The 25,501-nt window shown below is 71.5% G+C and carries 27 protein-coding genes; 19 read left to right on the top strand and 8 right to left on the bottom strand.

Annotated features, from left to right (window positions below):
- Positions 1 to 4: 4 nt before the first annotated feature.
- Positions 5 to 457 carry a MarR family winged helix-turn-helix transcriptional regulator gene (locus ACWIHY_RS22045; protein ID WP_454377361.1) on the bottom strand — a complete coding sequence of 151 codons (453 nt, stop codon included), beginning with the start codon at positions 455 to 457 and terminating at the stop codon, positions 5 to 7.
- A gap of 122 nt (positions 458 to 579) precedes the next feature.
- On the opposite strand from ACWIHY_RS22045, the gene ACWIHY_RS22050 reads away from it, so the two are divergent.
- On the top strand, positions 580 to 1,506 hold the full coding sequence (locus ACWIHY_RS22050; RefSeq protein ID WP_454377362.1) for an NADP-dependent oxidoreductase: 927 nt from the start codon (positions 580 to 582) through the stop codon (positions 1,504 to 1,506).
- A 10-nt stretch (positions 1,507 to 1,516) separates the two neighbouring features.
- Here ACWIHY_RS22050 and ACWIHY_RS22055 read toward each other — a convergent pair whose 3' ends face one another.
- Positions 1,517 to 3,379, bottom strand: coding sequence for a phosphatidylglycerol lysyltransferase domain-containing protein (locus tag ACWIHY_RS22055; protein WP_454377363.1), 1,863 nt, complete (start codon positions 3,377 to 3,379; stop codon positions 1,517 to 1,519).
- Between the two features lie 141 nt (positions 3,380 to 3,520).
- On the opposite strand from ACWIHY_RS22055, the gene ACWIHY_RS22060 reads away from it, so the two are divergent.
- Complete coding sequence (locus ACWIHY_RS22060; RefSeq protein WP_454377364.1) at positions 3,521 to 4,633, top strand: alpha/beta hydrolase; 1,113 nt, start codon at positions 3,521 to 3,523, stop codon at positions 4,631 to 4,633.
- Here the strand turns inward: ACWIHY_RS22060 and ACWIHY_RS22065 are convergent.
- Positions 4,620 to 5,810, bottom strand: a complete 1,191-nt coding sequence (locus ACWIHY_RS22065) for an ABC transporter ATP-binding protein (protein WP_454377365.1) — start codon at positions 5,808 to 5,810, stop codon at positions 4,620 to 4,622. The genes ACWIHY_RS22060 and ACWIHY_RS22065 overlap by 14 nt on opposite strands.
- Before the next feature lie 128 nt (positions 5,811 to 5,938).
- Here ACWIHY_RS22065 and ACWIHY_RS22070 point away from each other — a divergent pair, with 128 nt between their 5' ends.
- From ACWIHY_RS22070 to ACWIHY_RS22085, 4 genes are all read left to right on the top strand, one after another.
- Positions 5,939 to 6,682 carry an ABC transporter permease gene (locus ACWIHY_RS22070; protein WP_454377366.1) on the top strand — a complete coding sequence of 248 codons (744 nt, stop codon included), beginning with the start codon at positions 5,939 to 5,941 and terminating at the stop codon, positions 6,680 to 6,682.
- A 3-nt stretch (positions 6,683 to 6,685) separates the two neighbouring features.
- Complete coding sequence (locus ACWIHY_RS22075; protein ID WP_454377367.1) at positions 6,686 to 7,372, top strand: ABC transporter permease; 687 nt, start codon at positions 6,686 to 6,688, stop codon at positions 7,370 to 7,372.
- Positions 7,373 to 7,428: 56 nt separating this feature from the next.
- Positions 7,429 to 8,406, top strand: a complete 978-nt coding sequence (locus ACWIHY_RS22080; protein ID WP_454377368.1) for an ABC transporter substrate-binding protein — start codon at positions 7,429 to 7,431, stop codon at positions 8,404 to 8,406.
- Positions 8,407 to 8,491: 85 nt separating this feature from the next.
- Positions 8,492 to 9,463: a hypothetical protein gene (locus tag ACWIHY_RS22085; protein WP_454377369.1), complete on the top strand. Its 972-nt coding sequence runs from the start codon at positions 8,492 to 8,494 to the stop codon at positions 9,461 to 9,463.
- Positions 9,464 to 9,544: 81 nt separating this feature from the next.
- On the opposite strand, the gene ACWIHY_RS22090 is transcribed toward ACWIHY_RS22085, so the two are convergent.
- Together ACWIHY_RS22090 and ACWIHY_RS22095 are read right to left on the bottom strand one after the other, a co-directional pair.
- On the bottom strand, positions 9,545 to 10,237 hold the full coding sequence (locus tag ACWIHY_RS22090) for a response regulator (RefSeq protein ID WP_454377370.1): 693 nt from the start codon (positions 10,235 to 10,237) through the stop codon (positions 9,545 to 9,547).
- Positions 10,238 to 10,283: 46 nt separating this feature from the next.
- A complete protein-coding gene (locus tag ACWIHY_RS22095; protein WP_454377371.1) occupies positions 10,284 to 11,486 on the bottom strand; it encodes a sensor histidine kinase in 1,203 nt (400 codons plus the stop codon).
- Between the two features lie 96 nt (positions 11,487 to 11,582).
- On the opposite strand from ACWIHY_RS22095, the gene ACWIHY_RS22100 reads away from it, so the two are divergent.
- Together ACWIHY_RS22100 and ACWIHY_RS22105 are read left to right on the top strand one after the other, a co-directional pair.
- Positions 11,583 to 12,626: an SAM-dependent methyltransferase gene (locus ACWIHY_RS22100; RefSeq protein WP_454377372.1), complete on the top strand. Its 1,044-nt coding sequence runs from the start codon at positions 11,583 to 11,585 to the stop codon at positions 12,624 to 12,626.
- Positions 12,627 to 12,649: 23 nt separating this feature from the next.
- On the top strand, positions 12,650 to 13,792 hold the full coding sequence (locus ACWIHY_RS22105) for an NADH-quinone oxidoreductase subunit D (RefSeq protein ID WP_454377373.1): 1,143 nt from the start codon (positions 12,650 to 12,652) through the stop codon (positions 13,790 to 13,792).
- 4 nt (positions 13,793 to 13,796) lie between these two features.
- On the opposite strand, the gene ACWIHY_RS22110 is transcribed toward ACWIHY_RS22105, so the two are convergent.
- Complete coding sequence (locus ACWIHY_RS22110) at positions 13,797 to 14,924, bottom strand: DUF5937 family protein (protein ID WP_454377416.1); 1,128 nt, start codon at positions 14,922 to 14,924, stop codon at positions 13,797 to 13,799.
- A 105-nt stretch (positions 14,925 to 15,029) separates the two neighbouring features.
- On the opposite strand from ACWIHY_RS22110, the gene ACWIHY_RS22115 reads away from it, so the two are divergent.
- Positions 15,030 to 15,302 (top strand): hypothetical protein, encoded by a 273-nt coding sequence (locus ACWIHY_RS22115; protein WP_454377374.1) that lies wholly within the window; start codon positions 15,030 to 15,032, stop codon positions 15,300 to 15,302.
- A gap of 32 nt (positions 15,303 to 15,334) precedes the next feature.
- Here the strand turns inward: ACWIHY_RS22115 and ACWIHY_RS22120 are convergent, their stop codons facing one another.
- Positions 15,335 to 16,483, bottom strand: coding sequence for a threonine aldolase family protein (locus ACWIHY_RS22120; protein ID WP_454377375.1), 1,149 nt, complete (start codon positions 16,481 to 16,483; stop codon positions 15,335 to 15,337).
- A gap of 134 nt (positions 16,484 to 16,617) precedes the next feature.
- Between ACWIHY_RS22120 and ACWIHY_RS22125 the strand changes: the two genes are divergently transcribed.
- The 10 genes from ACWIHY_RS22125 to ACWIHY_RS22170 all read left to right on the top strand — a co-directional run bounded on the left by ACWIHY_RS22125 (position 16,618) and on the right by ACWIHY_RS22170 (position 24,770).
- Entirely contained in the window at positions 16,618 to 17,583 is a 966-nt protein-coding gene (locus tag ACWIHY_RS22125) for a Rossmann-like and DUF2520 domain-containing protein (RefSeq protein ID WP_454377376.1), read from the top strand.
- On the top strand, positions 17,580 to 18,638 hold the full coding sequence (gene panC, locus ACWIHY_RS22130) for a pantoate--beta-alanine ligase (protein ID WP_454377377.1): 1,059 nt from the start codon (positions 17,580 to 17,582) through the stop codon (positions 18,636 to 18,638). The genes ACWIHY_RS22125 and panC overlap by 4 nt, the downstream gene beginning before the upstream one ends.
- Positions 18,635 to 20,368 carry an L-aspartate oxidase gene (locus ACWIHY_RS22135; protein WP_454377378.1) on the top strand — a complete coding sequence of 578 codons (1,734 nt, stop codon included), beginning with the start codon at positions 18,635 to 18,637 and terminating at the stop codon, positions 20,366 to 20,368. Before panC ends, ACWIHY_RS22135 begins: the two co-directional genes overlap by 4 nt.
- 2 nt (positions 20,369 to 20,370) lie before the next feature.
- Positions 20,371 to 21,363 carry a carboxylating nicotinate-nucleotide diphosphorylase gene (nadC, locus tag ACWIHY_RS22140; RefSeq protein WP_454377379.1) on the top strand — a complete coding sequence of 331 codons (993 nt, stop codon included), beginning with the start codon at positions 20,371 to 20,373 and terminating at the stop codon, positions 21,361 to 21,363.
- Positions 21,364 to 21,366: 3 nt separating this feature from the next.
- Positions 21,367 to 22,173 (top strand): type III pantothenate kinase, encoded by an 807-nt coding sequence (locus ACWIHY_RS22145; RefSeq protein ID WP_355252997.1) that lies wholly within the window; start codon positions 21,367 to 21,369, stop codon positions 22,171 to 22,173.
- Between the two features lie 173 nt (positions 22,174 to 22,346).
- Positions 22,347 to 22,913 carry a hypothetical protein gene (locus tag ACWIHY_RS22150; RefSeq protein ID WP_454377417.1) on the top strand — a complete coding sequence of 189 codons (567 nt, stop codon included), beginning with the start codon at positions 22,347 to 22,349 and terminating at the stop codon, positions 22,911 to 22,913.
- 14 nt (positions 22,914 to 22,927) lie between these two features.
- Positions 22,928 to 23,113 (top strand): hypothetical protein, encoded by a 186-nt coding sequence (locus ACWIHY_RS22155; RefSeq protein ID WP_454377380.1) that lies wholly within the window; start codon positions 22,928 to 22,930, stop codon positions 23,111 to 23,113.
- A 124-nt stretch (positions 23,114 to 23,237) separates the two neighbouring features.
- Positions 23,238 to 23,762 carry a BlaI/MecI/CopY family transcriptional regulator gene (locus ACWIHY_RS22160; RefSeq protein ID WP_454377381.1) on the top strand — a complete coding sequence of 175 codons (525 nt, stop codon included), beginning with the start codon at positions 23,238 to 23,240 and terminating at the stop codon, positions 23,760 to 23,762.
- Positions 23,763 to 23,771: 9 nt separating this feature from the next.
- Positions 23,772 to 24,290: an amino-acid N-acetyltransferase gene (locus tag ACWIHY_RS22165; protein WP_355252989.1), complete on the top strand. Its 519-nt coding sequence runs from the start codon at positions 23,772 to 23,774 to the stop codon at positions 24,288 to 24,290.
- Between the two features lie 144 nt (positions 24,291 to 24,434).
- Positions 24,435 to 24,770, top strand: coding sequence for a histone-like nucleoid-structuring protein Lsr2 (locus ACWIHY_RS22170; protein ID WP_454377382.1), 336 nt, complete (start codon positions 24,435 to 24,437; stop codon positions 24,768 to 24,770).
- Here ACWIHY_RS22170 and ACWIHY_RS22175 read toward each other — a convergent pair.
- A complete protein-coding gene (locus tag ACWIHY_RS22175) occupies positions 24,749 to 25,330 on the bottom strand; it encodes an SCO3374 family protein (protein ID WP_454377383.1) in 582 nt (193 codons plus the stop codon). The two genes, ACWIHY_RS22170 and ACWIHY_RS22175, sit on opposite strands and share 22 nt — an antisense overlap.
- Positions 25,331 to 25,501: the final 171 nt, after the last annotated feature.

Raw genomic sequence — 25,501 nt, forward strand, 5'->3', positions numbered from 1 at the left:
GGCGTCAGGTGGTGGTGCCAGGACCGCGCGAACCGCAGAAGACGCGGCCGAGGAGTTCGTAGAGCGCGGCGCGGTCCGCGTCGTCCAGGGCGTCGAGGGCGGCGTGGGTGGTCTCCATGCGCGCCCTGATGGCGTCCACGGTCTCCTCGCCCGAGGGGGTGAGGACGACGTTCTTGACGCGGCGGTCGTTGGGGCTGACCTCGCGGCGTACGAGATCGCGCTTCTCCAGCCGGTCGACGATGCCTGTGATGTTGGACGCGTCACAGGCCAGCGTGCTCGCGAGGGCGCGCATCGAGGCGGGGGCCGTGCGCAGCACTCCGAGGGTCTTGGCCTGGCTGGCGCTGAGGCCCGCGTCGGCGGCGGCCAGGGAGAAGTCGCCGTAGTACCCGCTGAAGGAGTCGGCGAGCCGCGCCATCAGCTGGGCCTTGGTGGGGATCGTCCGGATCGTCTGTGCCATGGCACCAGCCTACCGCGTGAAGCTTGACTATCTCAAAGATTGAGGTCTACGGTCTTTCTTGTTGCTTGAGATGCTCAAGCAATTTCCCTCCAGGCACCACGTCACCTCACAGGAGTACCCCCATGAAGGCGATCATCTACCGCACGTACGGCGACCCGGACGTTCTCGAGTACGCGGACGTCAAGGACCCCAAGGTCGGTCCGGACGCCGTCCTGGTCCGCGTCAGGGCCGCCTCGGTCAACCCGGTCGACTGGAAGATCCAGGCGGGCTATCTCGACTCCGCGCTCGACGCGGTCTTCCCCGTCGTGCCCGGCTGGGACGTCGCCGGTGTCGTGGAGCAAGTGGGCGTCGGAGTGACCGAATTCGCACCGGGTGACGAGGTCATCGGGTACGTACGTGAGGACTTCGTCTCCCGCGGCACATTCGCCCAGTACGTCGCCGCCCCCGTGCGCACGCTCGCCCGCAAGCCCGCCAACCTCACCTTCGAGGCGGCGGCGGGGCTGCCGCTGGCCGGCCTCACCGCGTACCAGGCACTCGTCCACCGGCTCAAGGTCGCCGAGGGGGAGACCGTGCTGGTGCACGCGGCGGCCGGCGGTGTCGGCGCGCTCGCGGTGCAGATCGCGCGCAGCCTCGGTGCCCGGGTCATCGGCACGGCGAGCGAGCGCAACCACGACTTCCTGCGCTCCCTGGGGGCCGTCCCGGTGTCGTACGGCGACGGGCTGGCCGATCGCGTCAAGGCGCTGGCGCCCGAGGGCGTCGACGCCGTGCTCGACCTCGTCGGCGGCGAAGCGCTCAAGGTCTCGCCCGAACTGCTCGCACCCGGGGGCCGGCTGGCGTCCGTCGCGGACGGCGCCGTCGTGGGCCTCGGCGGCAGCTACGTCTTCGTCCGCCCGGACGCCGCCGACCTGACGGCGCTGACGGAGCTGGCCGAGCGTGGCGCGCTGGCCGTCGAGGTCGCCGCGGTCTTCCCGCTGGAGAAGACCGCCGACGCCCTGCGGCTGAGCATGGAGGGCCACACCCGCGGCAAGATCGCGATCAGCGTCGGCTGACGGAAGTGGATCAGGCGGCCGGCTGCCCGGCCTCGTGGCGCACCCGCACCTGTTCGAGGTGGGCGCACGGCCGCCGCCGGCCCGCCGCGAACCGGCGGGCGAACGGGCGGGGCAGGGCCAGCGTGACGAAGCCCTCCGCCTGCATCGCGGCGAAGCCGATGCGCGGCAGGTCGCGGGTGGCGCGGAAGACCACGAAGCGCGGCTCCCAGGATGGCCGGAACTTGGCGTTGAACTTGTACAGCGACTCGATCTGGAACCAGCGGGAGAGGAAGACCAGCAGACCGCGCCAGACGCGGAGCACCGGTCCCGCGCCGATCTTCTCGCCGCGGGCGAGGGCCGAGCGGAACATCGCGAAGTTGAGCGAGACGCGGTCGACGCCCAGCCGGGGAGCGGCCGCGAGCGCGGCGACGATGAGCAGCTCGTTCATACCGGGGTCGGCGGAGCGGTCGCGCCGCATGAGGTCCAGCGACATGCCGTCCGGCCCCCACGGCACGAAGTGGAGTACGGCCTTCAAGTCGCCGTACGGCGAATGCGCGACGCCGTACCCGCCGTCCGTCGCGTCCGGCTTGTGGGCCGTGGCGATCACGCAGTCCCCGTCGCCGGGCTCCCCGATGCGGCCGAGCGCCATGGAGAAACCGCGCTCGGTGTCGGTGCCGCGCCAGTCGGCGGCGGCCCGCCGGATGCGGTCCAGCTCGGCTTCGCCGAGGTCACGGACGCGGCGTACGCGGGTCTCGTAGCCGGCCCGCTCAATGCGCTTGACCATCTGGCGTACGTTCCGCATGGCGCGCCCGGCGAGGGAGAAATCCGGCACGCGCACCACCGCTTCGTCCCCGAGCTCCAGCGCGTCGAGCCCGGTCTCCCGGGTCCACACCTCGCCGCCGGTCTCGCTGCAGCCCATCACGGCGGGGGTCCAGGAGTGGGCCTTGGCCTCGTCCATGAAGCGTTCGATGGCGCCCGGCCAGGCCTCCACGTCGCCGATCGGGTCGCCGCTGGCGAGCATCACCCCGGAGACGACGCGGTACGTCACGGCGGCCTTGCCGCTGGGGGAGAAGACGACGGCCTTGTCGTGGCGCAGCGCGAAGTGGCCGAGGGAGTCGCGGCCGCCGTGCCTGGCCAGCAGCGCGCGCAGCCTCTGTTCGTCCTCGGCGGTGAGGCGGGCCGCCGGGTGCTCGGGCCGCAGGGCCAGGTAGATGGTGGTGACGGCGGTGAGCAGGCCCAGGGCGCCGAGCGAGTAACCGACGGTCCAGGACACCCGGTCCGCGTAGTCGACCGGGCCCTCGAAGCCGAAGAGCCCGTACAGGACGTGCTCCAGACGCTCCGCCACGCTCGGGTTGCCGACGACCTTCGCCGGGTGCGAACTGACGATGACCAGGCCGAGCGCGAGCGAACCGGAGCCGACGAGGAAGAAGTTCGCGAGCGCCTTCCAGCGGCTGCGCGGATCGGGCAGGGCCGCGAACTCGCCCCGGTGGCGCAGCAGGAGCGCGAGCAGCGCGAGCGGGATCAGTACGCCGATGACCGAGTGGCGGTACGCGAACTGCGCCACCGCACCGGCGGGCAGCAGGACCACCGCGGCCCGCCAGGCGCGCCGCTTGTGGCGCTTGAGGCCGTGCGCGAGCAGCAGCAGCAGTACGCCCGCGCTGATCGCGAGAGCGGCCGCGAACGGACCGAGCGCCCCGGGCAGTACCTCCACGGCGGCGTGCATGCGGCTGTGCCTGAAGCGCGGGAAGACGCCGGCGGCGATGTCGAGGACGCCCAGGACCGCGCAGGCCGTGCCGACCAGGGAGGGCACGCGTTCGGGCCTCGGACCCCGGAGGATCCGCCGTACCCGACCGGGAACCGCTCCGGTTTCATCCCCATCTAGCCTGATAGACATCGCTTCCCGTGGTTCCGCGAGAGAAATTTCTGCCCTTGGGCCGAAGCAGCCGGACATTTTGCGCCCTCTAGGACGGCGCAGCCGGGGAGCGGGTTCACTCGCTCCCCGGGAAATTCTCAGGCAGAAAGCTTCCACCTCATCATGGGCCTCACCAGCAACAAGGTTCTGGCACTTGCCGCCCTTCTGGCAGTGGTGCTGTTCATCGCCACAGTCTTGCTCTGGCCGCGCCTGGCGGGCCGCAACTGGCGCGCCGTACTGGGGCGCGTCGGTCTGCTGCTCGTGACCCAGCTGACGCTGTTCGCCACGCTCGGTCTCGCCGCCAACAAATCCTTCCTCTTCTACGGCTCCTGGACGGACCTCTTCGGCCGGGAGACGGAACTCGGTGTGGTCGTCGACCACTCGGCCGGCGCCAGGGACCTCACGGTCGTCGACAAGCAGGGCATGGATGTGAAGGGCGGATCGAAGCCGGAGGTGGGAGGCCAGATACAGAAGGTCGTCATAGCCGGCGAGCACTCGAAGATAGCCAGCCAGGCCTACGTCTATCTGCCGCCCCAGTATTTCCGGCCGCGGTACGCCGCGAAGACCTTTCCCGCGGCCCTCGTGCTCACCGGCTACCCGGGCACGCCCGAGAACCTGCTCAAGGGGCTGCGTTACCCGAGAACGGCGCACACCCAGGCCCGGGCGGGCAGGATGCAGCCGATGATCCTGGTGATGCTGCGGCCGACCGTGGCGCCGCCGCGGGACACCGAGTGCGTGAACGTGCCCCGGGGCCCGCAGACCGAGACCTTCCTCGCCAAGGACATTCCCAAGGCGGTGTCGGAGTCGTACCGGGTGGGCACCAGGCCGCGGAACTGGGGCGTCATCGGGAACTCCACCGGTGGCTACTGCGCCCTGAAGTTCGCCGTCCACCACCCCGGGACGTTCGGCGCGGGCGCCGGCCTCTCGGCGTACTACCGGGCCGCCGAGGACCCGACGACCGGTGACCTCTTCCACGGCGACAGCGGCGAGCGGAACCGGGCCGACCTGTTCTGGAGCCTCGACCACGTGAAGCCGTCGAACACCTCCTTCCTGGTGACCAGTTCGAAGGAGGGCGAGGAAAACCTCGCGGACACGATGAGGTTCGTCGGGAAGGTGAGGCCGCCCGCGCGGGTCTCCTCGATCACCCTCGACAGCGGCGGCCACAACTTCGGCACCTGGCGGCGCGAGATACCGGCCGCCATGGAGTGGCTGAGCGGCAGGCTCAGGGCGAGCTGACGGCCGAGACGACGGACGGGCTGACGGACTCCACGTCCACCGCGGTACGGGGAACGTCCTGCGCGTCGGCGTCGATGGAACGGCGCAGCGCCTCGTGCAGACGGGCCGGTGTGAGCACCCCGAGGAAACGCCCCGCGCTCTCCTTGTCGATGACCGCGATCCAGCCCGCGTCGTGCTGGAGCATCGTGGAGAAGGCCTGCTTGAGGGAGGCCCCGACGGGCAGCCAGGCCTCCATGCGGCGCGCGTGTTCCCGTACGGTCCCGCTCGCCGTACGGAGCTGCTCGGCGGAGATCCAGCCGTGCAGGTCGTCGGCGCTGTCGAGGACGACGGCCCAACGGGCCCCTTCGGCGGCCAGCTCGGCGGCCGCCTTCCTGACCGGGTCGTCGAGGTGGACGATCGGCGGCTGCTCCAGGTCGCCGGGCTCGATGGGCGTGACGGACAGGCGCTTGAGCCCGCGGTCGGCGCCGACGAAGTCCGCGACGTACGGCGTGGCGGGTGCGCCGAGGACGGCGGCCGGGGCGTCGAACTGCTCGATCCTGCCGTGCCCGTAGACGGCGATGCGGTCACCGAGGCGCACCGCCTCCTCGATGTCGTGGGTCACGAAGAGGACGGTCTTGCGCACCTGGGACTGGAGCCGCAGGAACTCGTTCTGAAGGTGCTCGCGGACCACCGGGTCGACCGCGCCGAAGGGCTCGTCCATCAGCAGCACGGGCGGATCGGCGGCCAGGGCTCGGGCCACGCCGACGCGTTGGCGCTGGCCGCCGGAGAGCTGGTCGGGGTAGCGGTCGCCGTGGACGGACGGGTCGAGGCCGACCAGGTCGAGGAGTTCGGCGGCGCGCTCGCGGGCCTTGGCGCGCTTGACGCCGAGAAGGTGGGGAACGGTCGCGGTGTTGTCCAGCACGGTCTTGTGGGGAAAGAGCCCGACCTGCTGGATGACGTATCCGATACGGCGGCGGAGCTGGACGGGATCGATGGTGGCGATGTCGTCCCCGTCGAGGAATATCCGGCCGTCGGTCGGCTCGATCAGCCGGTTCACCATCTTCATGGTGGTGGTCTTGCCGCAGCCGGACGGCCCGACGAGCGTGACCAGTTCGCCCTCGGCGACTTCGAAGGAGAGGTCGTCGACGGCGATGGTGCCGTCCGCGTACCGCTTGGTGACGTGCTCGAATCGGATCATGATTCCCCATTGTGGCCGGTCCGGTGTCACGACCATGTTGCGGGAAGGTGGCAGGTCCCGGCAGTTGTCAGTGGCCGGGGATATGGTCGTCAGACATAAGTTCGGGGTCTCGGGGGAGGTGGGGCGGCATGAGCGGCCGGAGCTGTCTGACGGCGAACGACTGGATTTGCGGGGAGTACGTCCGCTCCCGCGGCCAGGAATTGACCGACGCGACCGTCCAGCATGTGTGGATCACCCTGGTTTCGGTGGCGATCGGCCTGCTGATCGCCTTTCCGCTGGCCCTGCTCGCGCGAGGCCGGGACGGCCGCAGGTCCAGGTTCGCGGGCCCCGTCCTCGGCCTGACGACCGTGCTGTACACCGTCCCCTCGCTGGCGATGTTCTCGCTGCTGCTCCCGGTGTTCGGGCTCTCGGCGGCCGTGGTGGTCACCGGCCTGGTGCTCTATTCGCTGACCGTCCTCGTGCGGAACATCCTGGCCGGGCTCGAAGCCGTGCCCGCGGAGGCGCGGGAGGCCGCGCTGGGCATGGGGTACGGCCGCGGACGGCTGCTGTGGGAGGTCGAGCTGCCGCTGGCGCTGCCCGCCCTGCTGGCCGGGGTGCGGATAGCGACGGTGTCGACGGTCGCCCTGACGACGGTCGGCGCGATCGTGGGGTACGGCGGGCTGGGGACGCTGATCGTGGACGGCCTCGACTCCCTCTTCAAGGCGCAGGTGCTCACGGCCTCGGTGATCTGTGTGCTGCTGGCGGTCGTGGCCGACCTGCTGCTGCTCGGCCTGCAGCGGGCGCTGACCCCGTGGACCAGGGCGTCGCGTACGCCCCGCATATGTACGGGCCGGGTTCCCGTCCGTGCCACCCGCGTCGCGAAGGCCGGCTGATCCATGGGTGCGATCGGGGAAGCCTTCACGTGGCTGGCGACCGCCGCCCACTGGCAGGGCGAGAGCGGCGTCTGGAACCGGCTGGCCGAGCATCTGTACTTCAGCGGCGTGTGCCTGCTGCTGTCCTGTCTGATCGCCCTGCCGGTGGCGCTCTGGCTCGGACATCTGGGCCGGGGCGGGGCGCTCGCCATCAACCTCTCCAACGTGGGGCGGGCGATCCCCACCCTCGCGGTGCTGATCCTGCTGACGCTCACACCCCTGGGCAAGCAGGGTGACCTGCCGACGATCATCGCGCTGGTGCTGTTCGCCGTGCCGCCGCTGCTGACCAACGCGTACATCGGCATGCGTGAGGTGGACCGGGCCGTCGTGGAGGCGGCGCGGGGGATGGGCATGTCGGGGTGGCAGCTGTTCGTACGGGTCGAACTGCCCCTCGCGTACCCGCTGGTCATGACCGGGCTCAGGTCGGCGGCCGTTCAGGTGGTGGCCACGGCCACGCTCGCCGCCATGGCGGGCGAGGGCGGCCTCGGCCGGATCATCACGGCCGGTTTCAACACGTACAACACGCCCCAGGTGGTGGCGGGCGCGCTGCTGGTCGCCGGCCTCGCGCTGCTGGTGGAGGGCCTGCTGGTGGCGGCGGACCGGCTGCTCGACCCGATGCGGCGGCGCGGCGCGGTGCGGCGGACGGCCTGACGATGTCTCTCGTCTTTCCTCTTCCTTCTTCTTATTTCTCTTGGATGGTGAACCTCATGAGCAGGACTTCGCGCACAGCGGGTGCGGTGGTGGCGGCGATCGCGCTGGCCGGCGGGCTGGCGGCGTGCGGCGGCGAGAGCCTGGAGAAGGACAAGGACGGCGGCGCGGCCAAGAGCGGGGATGGCAAGAAGGTCTCGCTGGTGGTCGGTTCGGCCGGCTTCACCGAGTCCAAGGTGCTGGCCGAGCTCTACGCCCAGGTCCTCTCCGAGGCCGGATACGCGACGTCCATCAAGACGGTGGAAAACCGCGAACTGTACGAACCCGCCCTGGAGAAGGGCGAGATCGACGTCGTACCGGAATACGCCGCTACGCTTGCCGAATTCCTCAACGCGAAGGCGAACGGCCCCAAGGCGCCCGAGAAGAATCCGGTCGCGTCCAGCGATGTCACCGCCACTTTCGCGGCACTGGAGAAGCTCGCGCAGCCGCGCGGACTGAAGGCGCTGCCCGCCGGCCAGGCCGTCGACCAGAACGCCTTCGCGGTGAGCAAGGAATACGCCGAGAAGAACAGCCTCAAGACACTTTCCGATCTTGGTAAGTCCAAGCTCAAGGTGAAGATCGCGGCGGGCGACGAGTGCGAGATCCGGCCCTTCTGCGCACCCGGCCTGAAGAAGGAGTACGGGATCGACGTCACCGGCGTCGACCCCAAGGGCGTAGGCACCCCGCAGGCCAAGCAGGCGGTGAAGGACGGCGCCGATCAGCTGGTGCTGACGACGACCACCGACGCCACGCTGGAGGGCTTCGGCCTCGTACTCCTGGAGGACGACAAGAAGCTCCAGAACGCCGACAACGTACTGCCGGTGGTCAATGCGAAGGACGCCGGAGCGCCGGAGATCGCGGACGCTCTCGGCAAGCTCACCAAGGTCTTGACGACCGATGATCTGGTGGAGCTGAACCGCAAGATCGACGCCGACAGGGCGAAGCCGGCCGATGCCGCGAAGGAGTACCTGGAGTCCAAGGGGCTGCTCAAGAAGTAGCCCGCGTAAGGAATTGGGTAACCGCCCGGGAACAGATTGCCGGGCGGGGCCCCATCCGCCGTCTACGCACGGTAAATTTCAGGCCATGCCACGTGGACGCCACCGCCATTCGCCACCCCTGCACAGGATCCTTCCGCCTTCCGCGGTCGCCGGAGCGTCGATACTCTGCGCCGCCGGTGCCTGGCTGTTCGCGGAACCGGTGGTGTTGCGCGGCCTGGTCGCGGCGGCCGCGGCCGCGGCGGTCACCGGCGCGGTCCTGATGCGCGGCTGGGACCGTGAGGCGGGTCGGCGCGTCGCGGAGCTGACGCGGGCGCGGGCGAGCGACGAGTGGAAGACCGAAGAGCGAATAGCCGACCTGGAGTCGGACATCGAGGAGTCGCGCGAGCTGCGCGCCAAGCTCGACGTGAAGCTTCGGGCCAAGCGGGTCGAACTGGCCGCCCTGCGCGGCGAGCACGCCGCGCTGCTGCGTCGCTACGCCACCGCCGAGACCGAGCGGGCCAGCGCGCTGGAAGGCCGGCGCCTGCTGGCGATCGAGGCCGCGGCCCCCGCCAAGGCCCTGCCCGCCGCCTCCGGCACGCCGACGCCGTCCGCGTATCTGCGGGCGTCCATGGCGCTGGACAAGCTGTCGCGCAACGCGGCGGAGCAGGAAAAGCGGAAGTCGCGCGAGGCGCGGGGCCGTGGGGTGGAGGAGCCGGAGGGGAAGCACGAGGCGGCCGCCGGTAGCGACGCCGTGCCCTCCACGGAGCACGCTCGCCCGTCGTCCGCCATTGTTCCCCGCCGTGTCGCGGCCGCCTCCGCGGTCGTTCCGTACTCCGCCGAGCGCCGCCGCGCCTCACGCACGCAGGGGGGCTTCGACTTCTTCGGCACCCAGAAGTCGGCCGCCGCGGCGATCGAAGCCGTCCAGAACGAGGACCTCGCGGACGTGGTGGGCGAAGAGGCGCTGGCCGACGCGCACCGGCAGGGGGAGAGCCGGACGGTGGGCCAGGTCATCGACCTGACGGCCCATGACGAAACGGAACAGCTCGACGTGGCGGTCCTGCGCAGCGCGATCTCCTGACCGGCTCCGGACGCCGGCCGGGGGCAGGCAACCCGGGCAGCTTCCACGGTCGGCGGAACGAGCCCCGCGCCGCGGCGCGCCCTATCCCGCGACCGGCCCGCCGTGGCCGCCCGCCCGGACCAGCCCCGACTCGTACGCCAGCACCACCACCTGGACCCGGTCGCGCAGGCCGAGCTTGGTCAGGATGCGGCCGACATGCGTCTTGACCGTCGCCTCCGACAGCACCAGCCGCGCCGCGATCTCCCCGTTCGACAGCCCCTGCGCCACCAGCAGCATCACCTCGCGCTCGCGGTCGGTCAGCCGTGCCAGTGCGGTGTCGACGGCCTGCGTCTCCTTGCCCGTGCTCGGCAGCATCGGCGAGAAGCGGTCCAGCAGGCGCCGCGTCGTGGAGGGCGCGACGACCGCGTCGCCACTGTGCACCGACCGGATCGCGGCCAGCAGCTCACCCGGCGGCACATCCTTCAGCATGAAGCCGCTGGCCCCCGCCTTCAGCCCGGAGAAGGCGTACTCGTCGAGGTCGAACGTGGTCAGGATCAGTACCTTCGGCGCATCGGGCTCCGCGCAGATCCGCCGCGTCGCCTCCACCCCGTCCAGCCTCGGCATCCGTACGTCCATCAGAACGACGTCCACTGCCGCGGAACGCAGCACCTCGATCGCCTCGGCCCCGTCGCCGGCCTCCGCGACGACCTCCATGTCCGGCTGGGCGGCCAGGACCATCCGGAAGCCGGTGCGCAGCAGCACCTGGTCGTCTACGAGCATCACGCGGATGGACATGGGGTGGGGTGCCTTTCGTCGGCGTAACCGGGGTGGAAATGGCGGCTCAGTGGGCGGGTTTGAGCGGCAGCAGCGCGCTGATCCGGAAGCCGCCGCCCGGCCGCGGCCCCGCGTCGAGCGTGCCGCCGACCATACCGACGCGCTCGCGCATGCCGATCAGGCCGTGGCCCCGGCCGTCCGCTCCGCCGTCCTCGTACAGTTCGTGCGCCGCGCCCCGGCCGTCGTCCTCGACGAGCAGGCCGAGCCCGTCGTCGAAGTACACGAGCCGGACGCTCGCACCCGCATCGGGCCCGCCGTGCTTCCGGGTGTTGGTGAGGGCTTCCTGCACGATGCGGTACGCCGTGAGCTCCACCCCGCTCGGCAGCGGCCGCGCCGTCCCCTCGACCTTGAAGTCGACGGTGAGCCCGGCGGTGCGCACCTGCTCGACGAGGTCCTCGATCTGCTGGACGTCGGGCTGCGGTACGTACTCGCCGCTCTCCTGGTGCTCGCCGGTCCGCAGCACGCCGAGCAGCCGCCGCATCTCGGCGAGCGCCTGACGGCCGGTCGTCGAGATCGTCTCCAACGCCTGCCGGGCCTGCGCGGGCGAGGCGTCCATGACGTACGCCGCGCCGTCCGCCTGGACCACCATCACCGAGACGTTGTGTGCGACGACGTCGTGCAGTTCGCGGGCGATACGGGCCCGCTCGGCGGCGACGGCCACCTTCGACTGGGCCTCCCGCTCCTTCTCCAGCCGGGCCGCGCGCTCCTCCAGCTCGGCGAAGTACGCGCGCCGGGTCCGCATCGAGTCGCCGAGAACCCACGCCAGAGCGAACGGCAGGGCCATGACGATCGCGAAGAATATGGACGGGAGAACCGTGCCGTCCTTGTCGGCGGGCCAGCGCAGCTGCGCGAGCGGAGCCGCAGTGAGGCCGCCGATGAGCGCGACGCGCGAGGCCCAGCGGGGCCCGTCGCTCGCGGCGACGGTGTAGATGATGACGAGCATGGCCCAGTCGGCCGGATTGACCTCCACGTCGAACACGAGCTGCGCGACGCCCATCAGGACGGCCAGCAGCAGCATCTTCTCCGGCGCCCGGCGGCGCAGGGCCACCACGAGGCAGAGCAGTGCGACGATCGGGACGGCCGCGATGCGTGGCTCGGTGCCCATCGACGCCTGCACGGCCCACAGCATGGAGAACCCGAAGAGCATCACAGCCCAGAAGCTGTCGACACTCGTCGGGTGCCTGCGGATGAAATCGTAGAGGCGTTGCACGTAACCCAGCGTAGGGAAAACGAATAGGTGCAGGGGTCAACCGGAGGGGCGATCCGGTGGGCCGGAGCCTACTCCCCAAGGTGGAGACTTGGTGCCGTGACGGATGAGTGGCATGGGTGGCGGGAGGCGGCGGAGCAGGCGCTGTACGGTCCCGGGGGCTTCTATGTGCGCCCCGACGGGCCGGGGCCGTCCGGCCATTTCCGTACGTCGGTGCACGCGTCCGCCCTGTTCGCCGGAGCGGTCGCGCGCCTGCTCGGGGACGTGGACGCGTCGCTGGGGCGACCCCCGGAGCTCGCGCTGGTCGACGTGGGGGCCGGGCGGGGGGAGCTGCTGTCGGCGGTACTGGCCGCGCTGCCTCCGGAGCTGTCGGCGCGCGTGAGGGCGTGCGGAGTGGACCGCGCGCCCCGGCAGGCCGGTCTGGATCACCGCATCGAGTGGCTCGAGGAGCCGCCGCAGGGCGTGACCGGGCTGCTGTTCGCGAACGAGTGGCTGGACAACGTTCCGGTGGACGTGGCGGAGACCGACGCGGACGGTGTCGCGCGGTACGTCCAGGTCCGGCGCCGGGACGGCGAGGAGCGCCTGGGTGACGCGGTGACCGGGCCGGACGCGGACTGGCTCGCGCGCTGGTGGCCGCTGCCGCCCGGCGGCGAGCCCGGTCTGCGGGCGGAGATCGGCCGCCCGCGCGACGCGGCGTGGGCGGCGGCGGTCGCGACGCTCGACGCGGGCCTGGCGGTCGCGGTGGACTACGCGCACGAGCGGACGGCGCGGCCCCCCTTCGGCACGCTGACCGGCTTCCGGGCGGGCCGGGAGGTGCGCCCGGTCCCGGACGGTACGTGCGACATCACGGCCCACGTCGCGATGGACGCGTGCGCGCTGCCGGGCGCGGAGCTGCTCCGGCAGCGGGAGGCGCTGCACCGCCTGGGCGTGACGGCCGGCCGCCCGCCGCTGGCCCTGGCGAGCACGGACCCGGCGGCGTACGTCCGGGCGCTGTCGGGAGCGGGCGAGGCGGCGGAACTGACGGCACGCGGCGGCCTGGGCGACTTCACCTGGCTGACGCAGCGGGCGGACTCGTCCCCGCCGGACGCTCCCGGCCCGTCCGGCGTGCCGGGTCCGGTGCCCGGGGCGGAGCCCCGGCCGTGACCGGCACCAGGGATACTGGCCGCATGACGGAGACCACGGTCGGCATCGGCGGCGCGGCGGAGAGCACCGACATGGTGCTCAACATCGGCCCCCAGCATCCCTCCACGCACGGCGTCCTCCGCCTCAGGCTCGTGCTCGACGGCGAACGGATCCAGCACGCGGAGCCGGTCATCGGTTACATGCACCGCGGCGCGGAGAAGCTCTTCGAGGCCCGTGACTACCGCCAGATCGTGATGCTCGCGAATCGCCACGACTGGCTGTCCGCGTTCTCCAACGAGCTCGGCGTCGTCATGGCCGTCGAGCGCATGCTCGGCATGGAGGTCCCGGAGCGGGCGGTGTGGACCCGTACGCTCCTCGCCGAGCTGAACCGGGTCCTCAACCACCTCATGTTCCTCGGCTCGTACCCCCTCGAACTGGGCGGAATCACCCCGGTCTTCTACGCGTTCCGTGAGCGCGAAGAGCTCCAGGCGGTCATGGAGGAGGTCTCCGGCGGCCGCATGCACTACATGTTCAACCGGGTCGGCGGACTCAAGGAGGACCTCCCGGCGGGCTGGCTCGGCCGGGCCCGCGCGGCCGTCGCGGACGTGCGGTCCCGGATGGACGTGTACGACGACCTCGTCACCGGCAACGAGATCTTCCGCGGCCGCACGCGCGGCGTGGGCATCCTGTCGCGCGAGGCCGTGCACGCGTACGGAGTGAGCGGCCCCATCGCCCGCGCCTCCGGCGTCGACTTCGACCTCCGGCGCGACGAGCCGTACCTGGCGTACGGCGAGCTCCAGGACACCCTCAAGGTCGCCACCAGGACCGAGGGCGACTGCCTCGCCCGCTTCGAGATCCTCCTCGAGCAGACGCACAACGCGCTGGACCTGGCGGACGCCTGCCTGGACCGGATGGCCGACCTGGCGCCCGGCCCGATCAACCAGCGGCTGCCGAAGGTGCTGAAGGCCCCGGAGGGCCACACCTACGCCTGGACCGAGAACCCGCTCGGGATCAACGGCTACTACCTCGTCTCGAAGGGCGAGAAGACGCCGTACCGGCTGAAGCTGCGCTCGGCGTCGTTCAACAACATCCAGGCTCTGGTGGAACTGCTTCCGGGCACGCTCGTCGCCGACATGGTGGCGATCCTCGGATCGCTCTTCTTCGTCGTCGGCGACATCGACAAGTGACCGGCTAGCGCAGTACGCCCTCCAGGAAGTCGCTGCCCAGCCGGGACACTACCTGGAGGTCCAGGCCGTGCAGGACATAGCGGCCACGGCGCTGGGTGGTCAGCAGACCGGCCTTCCGCAGAATCGTCAGGTGCCGGGAGACCTCGGGCGCAGTGATGCCGTGCGAATCGGCGAGCTCACCCGTCGTGTACGGCGAGCGGGCCAGGTTCCGGCACAGGCGCATGCGCATGGGGTGGGCCAGCGCCTCCATCCGCAGCTTCAGCAGCTCGACCGAAGCGGGGCACGGCACTTCGGGAGCGCCGACCGGGTAGTGGATCACCGGACGCCAGCCGGGGGCGTGCAGGACCGACAGATGCGGCCAGCCGAAACTCGACGGTACGAGGGTGACTCCCGCGCCGTCCGGCCCGACGGCGCTGGTGCGGCCGTCGGCCAGCTTGTCGGCGTGAATTCGGGTCCTGACCCCGCCGGCACCGTCGCTCTTCTCCAGCGTCAGCGCGGGGGAGACCGCGTGCAGCGCCTCGGCGAGGCCCTTGCGGCGCAGTATCTCGCCCTTGTGCCGCGCGTCGGCGGCCAGTTGGACCCGTATGCGACGCCAGGTGTCCGCGAAGAACGCCTGGTCGCAGTCCTCGAAGAGCCGCCGCAGCCAGGCCCGGACGGACGCAGGGTCGGCCAGCAGCCGGCGGGCGAAGTCCGTCTGCTTCGGCCCGCGCGCGGCGGCGAGGTCGAGCGCCCGGTCGCGCGTCGCCGCGTCGACGAGCGGGGAGGGGCTCGGAATGCCGTACGTACTGGAGCAGGTGAACTCCAGGGCGGCGGAGACGAACCGCTCGTCGTCCAGCCGGTCCAGCGCGTCCAGGTCCTCGCCGAGCGTCGCGCCCGCCCTGCCGTCGCCGCCGCGCACGCCGGCGAACGGCATGAAGACGTCCGAGAACGTGCTGCGCCACAGGAACTCCGCCTCGCTCATCCGGTCGGCGAGGTCCGGCTTCAGCGACGCGGCGGCGGCGGTCGCCCAGCCGTGCAGCCCCGGGTGGTGGCCGGGCTCGGCCAGAGCGTGCAGGGCCATGCCGAGCTCCGCCAGCGGGGAGGTCTCGAAGGTGATGCGCTCGGGGGGCAGGCCGGTGATGTCGATGGACACGCTCATGGGTCCATCGTGCCCGGTGCCACTGACAGCCGGGCCGTCGATTGACGGGGCTCGTCAAACGAAGCGCGTCGGGGGGTGCGGGGTGCGCAGGGTTGGGGCATGAACGCCACTCAGCAGCACATGCTCGATGCCTTTCGCGCCGCCCGGCTCGGCGCGTCCGCTCCGTCGGCGCCCGGACTCGACGACTGGCAGGTGGTGCGGGAAGTACGCGACTACCAGCGCTTCCGCGCGGTGATCGAGGGCCGCCCGCCCCGGTCCCACCGCCTCCGGGCCGCCCTGGCCGCACTCTTCACCTCCGCCCTCCGGAACCGCGCCCCACGGGCCGGGTGCGCGCGAGCGGTGGCCGGTACGGGGTCCGGCACGTGCGGTTAGCGGGCGGGCACGGTTCCCCGCCGGGCTCTCCCCTACGCCCGCAGCCGCCCCGCGAAGTCCGCCACCGCGGCCAGCACGTCCTCCGCCGTCCATTCCAGACCGGCCGAAGCGACCGTCACCTCCGTCACCGCCAGCCCCGGCGGCGTGTCCGCGAACCACCTCCGGAACAGGGTGACGCCCGTCTCCTCCGCCTGCCGCACCGCCGCTTCCGTCAGGAGCTCCGCCGGGTAGGGCAGCCAGACCTGGAACTGGTGCGTGTGCGGCGGATCGGGATGCACCCGGAACCACGGCACGCCGGCCGCACGGAGGCCGTCCGTGAGCGCCGCTGCCACCACCTTCGCGTGGGCGACGTACTCCGGAAGCCGTGGCAGCTCCCGCTCCAGACCGAGCAGCGCGGACAGCGCCGCGGGGTACTGCTGGAAGACCTGCCCGCCGTACCGGTGCCGCCAGGTACGTGCCTCCGCGACCAGGGATTCCGGCCCCGCCAGCACCGCCCCCGACATCGCGTCCAGTGACTTGTAGAAGGACACGTAGACGCTGTCCGCCAGTTCGGCGATTTCGGGGAGCGTACGTCCGAAGTGAGGGGCGCACTCCCACAGTCGCGCGCCGTCGAAGTGCACTACCGCATCCCGTTCCCGCGCCGCGTCCACGACGGCCGTCAGCTCCTCCCACGAGGGCAGTACGAAACCGGCGTCTCGCAGCGGCAGTTCCAGCATCAGCGTGCCGAACGGCTCGTCGAAGTCCCGGACTTCGACGGCCGTCGGCAGCCGCGGCGCGTCCGTCGGACGGACCGTACGCAGACCGCTCACCACCGACAGCGCACCACCCTCGTGCCTCTCCGGGTGGGACAGCGGATGCAGCGCCACCGCCGCGTTGCCCGTACGCCCCGCCCAGCACCGCAGCGCGACCTGCTGCGCCATCGTCCCGGTCGGGAAGAAGGCCGCCGCTTCCATGCCCAGCGTCCGCGCGACGCGACGCTCCAGCTCGGCGACGACACCGTCGCCGTACACGTCGGTCCACTCGTCGAGGTCGTACACGGAGCCCGCGTCCGCGACCGCCGTCAGCGCCGCCAGCCGCTCGCCGACCGTCGACTCCACCGAGCCCCGCCACAGGATGCGACGGGACTTGCTCCATGCGGTGAGCCTGCGCCGACGCTGTTCCTGCTCACTGGTGTCTGTCATCAGCCGATCATCGCGTACCGTGCGGCCTCTGCCCACAGCCTGTGGACAGTGAGGCAACCGCACGAAACGCTGGCGTAGCATGACGAGAAATCGTCCGGTACCCCCCGCGGACTGGAACGGAAGGCCGTCCCCGCGTGAACGTGAACGCAGCACATGAGCCCCTGGATGCCAGGGACCGCCCCGCCCGCCTCACCGTCGGCGTGGTCGGAGCCGGCAGGGTCGGCCCCGCACTCGCCGCCGCGCTGCGGCTCGCGGGCCACCGCCCGGTCGCCGTCTCCGGCGTCTCGGACGCGTCCGTACGCAGGGCGGCGACGCTCCTGCCCGACGTCCCGCTGGTCACTCCCGCCGAGGTTCTGGCCCGCGCCGAGCTCGTGCTGCTGACCGTCCCCGACGACGCCCTGCCGGGTCTGGTCGAGGGACTCGCCGAGACCGGCGCCGTACGCCCGGGACAGCTGATCGTGCACACCTCGGGACGGTACGGAACCCGCGTCCTGGCCCCCGCCCTGCGCGCCGGCGCGCTGCCGCTCGCCCTGCACCCCGCCATGACGTTCACGGGCACGTCCGTCGACGTACAGCGGCTGGCCGGCTGCTCCTTCGGCGTCACCGCGCCCGAGGAGTTGCGCCTCGCGGCCGAGGCCCTGGTCATCGAGATGGGCGGCGAGCCCGAGTGGATCGCCGAAGAGTCCCGTCCGCTGTACCACGCGGCCCTCGCCCTCGGCGCGAACCACCTGGTCACCCTGGTCGCCCAGTCCATGGAGCTGCTCCGCACGGCAGGCGTCGAGGCCCCCGACCGGATGCTCGGACCGCTCCTCGGCGCGGCCCTCGACAACGCCCTGCGCTCCGGCGACGCCGCCCTGACGGGGCCCGTCGCACGCGGCGACGCGGGAACGGTCGCGGCCCATGTCGCGGAGCTGCGCGAGCACGCGCCGCAGGCCGTGGCCGGCTACCTCGCCATGGCCCGTACGACGGCCGACCGCGCCCTCGCGCACGGGCTGCTCAAGCCGGAGCTCGCCGAGGACCTGCTGGACGTACTGGCCGACGGCGCCAACCCCACGGGAGAGACCCCGGGAGCGACCCCGGGAGAGGACGAGGACCGATGAGCGGCACCTTCGAGCTGGTCCCCACGCGCGAAGCCCTGCGGAACGTACTGGACCGCTCCGGCGCCCCCGGCCGTACCGCCGTCGTCATGACCATGGGCGCCCTGCACGAGGGCCACGCGACGCTGATCCGCGCCGCGCGCAGGCATGTCGGGCCCAGGGGCTTCGTCGTCGTCACCGTCTTCGTCAACCCGCTCCAGTTCGGCGCCGGGGAGGACCTCGACCGCTACCCCCGCAGCCTCGACGCCGACCTCGTCCTCGCCGAACAGGCCGGTGCGAACGCCGTGTTCGCCCCGTCCGTCGACGAGGTCTACCCGGGCGGCGAACCGCAGGTCCGTATCACCGCCGGGCCGATGGGCGAGCGCCTCGAAGGGGCGTCCCGCCCCGGCCACTTCGACGGCATGCTGACCGTCGTCGCGAAGCTGCTCCACCTGACGGGCCCCGACGTCGCCTTCTTCGGGCAGAAGGACGCCCAGCAGCTCGCCCTCATCCGGCGCATGGCGCGCGACCTGAACTTCCCCGTCGAGATCGTCGGCGTGCCGACGGTCCGTGAGGAGGACGGCCTGGCTCTGTCCAGCCGCAACCGCTACCTCTCGCCCACCGAGCGCCGCACCGCGCTCGCCCTCTCTCGCGCGCTGTTCGCCGCCCGCGACCGGCTCATCGCCCTGGAGGCCCTGCACGCCCGTGCGGTGGCCCAGGGAGCGGTGACGACCCCCGCCCGCGTCGCCGCCCTCGCGGGCATCGGCGAGGCGCGTGCGGCGGCCGACGCGCACGCCGTCGAGCAGGCGGGCCACGCGGACCTCAGCGGTCCGGCGGCCGTCCGGGCGGCAGCGGCCACGGTCTTGGACGAAGCCGGGCGCTACGACCCGCCGCTCGCCCTCGACTACGTCGCCCTGGTCGACCCGTCCGACTTCACCGAGATCCGCGGCCACTACAGCGGCGACGCGATCCTGGCGGTGGCCGCCCGGGTCGGCGCCACCCGCCTCATCGACAACATCCAGCTGACCTTCGTCCAAGAAGCCGACGACGAGGCCGGCGAGCAGGGAGCTCCGGCATGACCCGAACCGGTATACGGCTGAAGGCCCCCGCGCCCGGCTGGACCGTCGACGCCGACGTCGTGGTCGTCGGCTCCGGCGTCGCCGGCCTGACCGCCGCGCTGCGCTGCACCGCCGCCGGCCTGCGTACGGTCGTCGTCACCAAGGCCCGCCTGGACGACGGCTCCACGCGCTGGGCACAGGGCGGCATAGCCGCCGCCCTCGGCGACGGGGACACCCCCGAACAGCATCTGGACGACACGCTCGTCGCGGGCGCGGGCCTGTGCGACGAGGAAGCCGTACGGACTCTGGTCACCGAGGGCCCCGACGCCGTACGCCGACTGATCGACACCGGTGCCCTCTTCGACACCGACCCCGAGTCGGGCGTCATCCAGCTCACCCGCGAGGGCGGCCACCACCGCCGCCGCATCGCCCACGCCGGCGGCGACGCCACGGGCGCGGAGATCTCCCGGGCGCTCGTCGAGGCCGTACGGTCCGCCTCTCTCCGTACGATCGAGAACGCCCTGGTCCTGGACCTGTTCACGGACGCCGACGGACGCACGGCGGGCGTCACGCTGCACGTCATGGGCGAGGGCCAGCACGACGGTGTCGGTGCCGTCCGCGCGCCCGCCGTCGTCCTCGCCACCGGCGGCATGGGGCAGGTCTTCTCGGCCACCACCAACCCCTCGGTCTCGACCGGTGACGGCGTCGCGCTCGCCCTGCGCGCGGGCGCGGAGGTCTCGGACCTGGAGTTCGTCCAGTTCCATCCGACGGTGCTCTTCCTCGGCGCGGACGCCGAGGGCCAGCAGCCGCTGGTCTCCGAGGCCGTACGGGGCGAGGGCGCCCACCTCGTCGACGCGGACGGCGTCCGTTTCATGCTCGGGCAGCACGAGCTGGCGGAACTGGCCCCGCGCGACATCGTCGCCAAGGGCATCATGCGGCGGATGCGCGAGCAGGGCACCGAGCACATGTACCTCGACGCCCGCCACTTCGGCGCCGAGATGTGGGAGTCGCGTTTCCCGACCATCCTGGCGGCCTGCCGCTCCCACGGCATCGACCCGGTCACCCGGCCGATCCCGGTCGCCCCGGCGGCGCACTATGCCTCCGGCGGCGTACGGACGGACCTCCGTGGCCGTACGACGGTCCCGGGGCTCTACGCGTGCGGTGAGGTGGCCTGCACGGGCGTGCACGGCGCGAACCGGCTGGCCTCCAACTCGCTCCTCGAGGGCCTCGTCTTCGCGGAACGCATCGCCGATGACATCGCGGCCCACCCTGCAACCCCCGGCCCCGCCGTGGCCGGCGAGGACGCCCCCGGGCCGCTCCTGGACCCGGCCACCCGCATCGAGATCCAGCGGATCATGACGGCGGGCGCCGGAGTGCTCCGCTCCGCCGCCAGCCTCGACCGCGCGGCGGACGCCCTGGAGGCCCTGTACCGCAGCGCGGCCGCCGAAGCGGACCAGGGCCAGGACGACCCGCACGGGAACGACGCCAAGGACGCCGAGCCCGGCGTGGACGCCTGGGAGGCCACCAACCTCCTCCTCGTCTCGCGCGTCCTGGTCGCCGCCGCCCGCGCCCGCGAGGAGACCCGCGGCTGCCACTGGCGTGAGGACCGCCCCGACCGCGACGACGGCACCTGGCGCCGCCACCTCGTCGTACGCCTCACCCCCGGCCGCACCCTCGACGTACACCGCACCGAATCCGCCGACTTCCCGCCCGTACACCCCGGCCCCGTACCAGCTCAGAGGGAGCAGTAACCGTGAGTACGCCCGACAACCCCCAGCTCCTGCCGACCGCCTCCGGCGGCTGCGGCGACTCCTGCGGCTGCGGCGGTGAGGAGACGTACGAACTCGACACCGCCGAGTGCGGCCTCGACCCGGACCTCGTGCAGCTCCTCGTCGCGGCGGGCCTCGACCCCCTGGAGGTCGAGGACATCGCGAACGTCGCCCTCGCCGAGGACCTCGCCCACGGCGTGGACGTGACGACGGTCGCGACCGTCCCCGAGGACGCCGTCGCGACCGGCGACTTCACGGCCCGCGAGGCCGGCACGGTGGCGGGCCTGCGCGTCGCCGAAGCGGTCCTGTCCGTCATTTGCACGGACGAGTTCGAGGTCGAGCGGCACGTCGAGGACGGCGACCGCGTGGAGGCCGGGCAGAAGCTCATCAGCGTCACCACCCGCACCCGCGACCTGCTCACCGGCGAGCGCAGCGCGCTCAACGTGCTGTGCCGCCTGTCGGGTATCGCGACGGCCACGCGCGCGTGGGCGGACGTTCTCGAAGGCACCGGCGCCAAGGTCCGCGACACCCGCAAGACGACTCCGGGGCTGCGCGCCCTGGAGAAGTTCGCGGTTCGCTGCGGCGGCGGCGTGAACCACCGCATGTCCCTCTCGGACGCGGCGCTCGTCAAGGACAACCACGTGGTCGCGGCGGGCGGTGTGGCCGAGGCGTTCACGCTCGTACGCAAGCAGTTCCCCGAGGTCCCGATCGAGGTCGAGGTCGACACACTCGCCCAGGTGACCGAGGTCCTGGAGGCGGGCGCCGACCTGATCCTGCTGGACAACTTCACCCCGCAGCAGACCGCCGCGGCGGTCGCTCTCGTGAAGGGCCGCGCGATCCTCGAGTCCTCCGGCCGTCTCACCCTGGAGAACGCCCGCGCGTACGCGGACACGGGCGTCGACTTCCTCGCCGTCGGGGCGCTCACGCACTCCTCCCCGATCCTCGACATCGGCCTCGACCTGCGCGAGGCGAAGTAACCCATGCTGCTCACCATCGACGTCGGCAACACCCACACCGTCCTCGGCCTGTTCGACGGGGAGGAGATCGTCGAGCACTGGCGCATCTCCACCGACGCCCGCCGTACGGCCGACGAACTCGCCGTACTCCTCCAGGGCCTCATGGGCATGCACCCGCTCCTGGGCGACGAACTGGGCGACGGCATCGAGGGCATCGCGATCTGCTCGACCGTCCCGTCCGTGCTGCACGAGCTGCGTGAGGTGACCCGCCGGTACTACGGCGACGTCCCTGCGGTCCTCGTCGAGCCGGGCATCAAGACGGGCGTCCCGATCCTGATGGACAACCCGAAGGAGGTCGGCGCGGACCGCATCATCAACGCGGTCGCGGCCGTCGAGCTCTACGGCGGCCCCGCCGTCGTCGTCGACTTCGGTACGGCGACGACCTTCGACGCGGTGTCGGCGCGCGGTGAGTACGCCGGCGGCGTGATCGCCCCCGGCATCGAGATCTCGGTCGAGGCGCTCGGCGTCAAGGGCGCCCAGCTCCGCAAGATCGAGCTGGCCCGCCCGCGCAGCGTGATCGGCAAGAACACGGTCGAGGCCATGCAGTCCGGCATCGTCTACGGCTTCGCGGGCCAGGTCGACGGCGTCACCCAGCGCATGGCGCGGGAGCTCGTGGGTCCCGACGGCGACCCGGACGACGTGACCGTGATCGCGACCGGCGGTCTGGCGCCGATGGTGCTCGGCGAGTCCTCGGAGATCGACGAGCACGAGCCGTGGCTGACGCTGATCGGCCTGCGGCTGGTGTACGAGCGCAACGTCGCCCGCATGTGACGGGAGGGGGCCGTCCGCCGCGGTGAGCGCGGTGGGCCCGCTCGCCCCGCCCCCGCCCCCTCCCCGCTCACGTGCCGGTCGTTCGCCGCGCCGTCGTAGATCAATTAAACAGATTTTGTCCGTTAGGTGCGTATTGTCACTACATGCCCACGCCATACGGATCCCGTGGCGGCATGGCGTTCGGCGCGAACGAGCTGCGTGTGCTCCGACGCGCCCTCGCCAACGCCCTCCATCCCGCGTCACTTTCCGACGAAGACGTCCAGGACTGCCTGCGCCTCGCCGGCACCCTGGACGAGGCGGTCCGCGAGTCGGCCCGGCTGCGCGCGTTCCTCCTCGCCGACCTCGCCCGCTACCGCGACGCGCTCCCCGCGGCCGCGGGCGGTTATCTGGGGCTGCTCCAGGACGCCCTGGCCGCCGGCTACCAGCCGGTCCCCGAAGACCTCGTGGCCCTGCGCGGTCTGCGCGGCACGCCGACGGGCGCGGCGCTCCTCGACCGCTGCCGGGCCGTCGCGGAGCAGTCCGTACGGGCCCGTCTGGCCGGCCGCAGCGCCGCCCCTCTCCCGCGCACCCGGCTGCTGGCCATCGCGGGCGGACGCGCGCCAGCCGCCGACGACCCTCCGAAGCCCAAGAAACCGGAGCCCGCCCGCGATCCTCTGGAGCGTCCTATGCCGAAGCCTTCCGAGGTCTTTCCGCCGCGCAGACGCCCCGTGCCCCCGCGAGAGCACAGGTCGGCGGGGTAGTTACTCTGGACGGCATGGACTACGTTTCCGCGCTCCTGCCCCCCGTGGTGATGGCCGCGTTCTTCATCGCCCTGGTCACGACGATCGTCAAGTCGCAGGGCGGTTCCAACAAGGCCAAGGAGGACGCGGCCGTGGATGCCACATTCGCCCGGGCCGAATCCGCCCGCCAGGTGGGTACGCCGAAGACCGGCGACGCCTGACTCCATGACGCACCGGGTGCTTCACCGAGCGCCTGACGAGGGTGTACGGCTCATTTCGAGGCGTACGCCCTTTTCGCTGCGCAAATAGCAAGCCATTACCGATATCTCCCACTATGGTGGCGCTGTGCCTCGCCAATTGGGAGAGCTGGAAGACGCCGTCATGACGCGCGTGTGGCAGTGGAACCGACCGGTCACCGTCAGGGAAGTCCTGGAAGACCTTCAGAAGGAACGGTCCATCGCCTACACCACGGTCATGACCGTAATGGACAATCTCCATCAGAAGGGCTGGGTCCGCAGGGAAGTCGAGGGCCGTGCCTATCGGTATACGGCTGTCTCCACCCGCGCCGCCTACTCGGCCGCACTGATGAACGAAGCCTGGTCGACGAGTGACAACCCCGCGGCGGCTCTTGTCGCCTTCTTCGGCATGATGTCGGCGGAGCAGCGCGAGGCCCTGGAAGACGCGATGCGCGTCGTTCAGCGAACCGATCCCGCGGCGGAACCGGCGGCGGAACCGGCAGTGGAATCTCCGGGGGAACCGGCGGCGGAACCGGCAGTGGAATCTCCGGCGGAGCCGGCGGCAGAACCCGCGGCTGAACCGGCCGCCGGGCCCGCGGAGGGTGCCGGGAGTCCCGAGCGTCCGGGGCGATAGCGTCGAGGTATGCCGTCAGAGCAAAAAGCCATCACCGTACGCCGGGCGAGGACCAGTGATGTGCCATCCGTACGCAGTCTCGTCGACACGTACGCGCAGAAGCGGATCCTGCTCGACAAAGCGAACGTGACGCTTTACGAGGACATCCAGGAGTTCTGGGTCGCCGAACGCGACGAGGATGCCGCCGTGGTCGGTTGCGGCGCACTGCACGTGATGTGGGAAGACCTCGCGGAAGTACGGACTCTCGCGGTGGATCCGTCCTTCAAGGGCGCCGGAGTGGGACACCAAGTACTGGACAAGCTGCTCCAGACCGCGCGCTGGCTCGGTGTGCGGAAGGTTTTCTGCCTCACCTTCGAAGTCGAGTTCTTCGTGAAGCACGGCTTCGTGGAGATCGGAGAGGCGCCGGTCGACGGAGATGTCTACAGCGAGCTGCTGCGTTCCTATGACGAGGGCGTAGCAGAGTTCCTGGGACTCGAACGAGTGAAGCCGAACACCTTGGGCAACAGTCGGATGCTTCTGCACCTGTGATCGCCAGAAGCCGGCAGAGCCCTATGTCCGAAACGCGCACGTTTCCCGTCTTCTTGAGGTACTGAACCTCCACCGGGGGTTTGTGTTTTCCAGGGAAAAGCGGTTTCCTTTCCGCGTACTGCATTTTCGATGAAAGGAAATCCGGTGGCACAGAAGGTTCAGGTCCTTCTTGTCGATGACCTCGACGGTGGCGAGGCGGACGAGACCGTGACGTTCGCTCTGGATGGCAAGACCTACGAGATCGACCTCACCACCGCGAACGCGGACAAGCTCCGTGGTCTGCTCGACCCGTACACCACGAGCGGTCGGCGCACCGGTGGCCGTGCGGCTTCGGGCCGGGGCAAGGCGCGCGCCGCCGCCGGCGGCAACCAGAACACCGCCGAGATCCGTAAGTGGGCCAAGGCGAACGGTTACAACGTGAATGACCGCGGCCGCGTCCCGGCGGACATCCGTGAGGCCTACGAGAAGGCCAACGGCTGAGCATTCGCGTGAGCGGAATTCGTACGCGACAACCGGGCCCGGTGGCATTCCGTCGCCGCCGTGCCCACAAGACGTACGAGATCGGGTGTTTCCCCACGGCACCCGAATCCGGCGAAGGCCGGAAGTGTCGGTTCCACCTCGTGCCGCGGCTCGGGGGGCCGCAGCCATACGGCGGCCCCCTGCGCGCCGGCCCACCCGGGCGGTGAGGGTGCGGTCATCCGCCCGCCCGCGCCCAGTGCGCGGAGGTCGAGGGCCACGCCGCCCCACTCCAGCCAGTCGAGCAGCCCGGGGAGCTCCTCGGCGCTCCCCGCGGCCACCAGCAGCCGCATCCGCCGCCCCATGAGCGCGACGGGACCCGTGAGCCCCGCGTGACGCCGCAGTACAGCGAAACCCGCGTCCGCAGGCAGCTCCAGTACGTCGAAGCGCAGGCCGGTCAGCAGCTGCACCGGGCGGCCCTCGGGGCTCGCCGCGGTGGCCCAGCCGAGCTCGTGTGCGTACCACTGCGCGATACCGTCGTCGGGCGGCAGCGGCGTGCGCGGGAACGGAACCGTGGGCGTCATGTCCGGACCAACTGCTGAAACGCCCCAGGGTTACGCTGCGTTCGCGTCCGACTGCGCTGTGTTGTCGGCGCGGGGGCGTGCGGGAGCATTCGGCGGCGCAAGGATGTTCGCCCGTAGCTGAGGGAACTGGGGCGCGCCGCATGGAGTGTCAGTGCTTACGGGTAAGACATT

Source organism: Streptomyces sp. NPDC055287 (assembly GCF_053646035.1).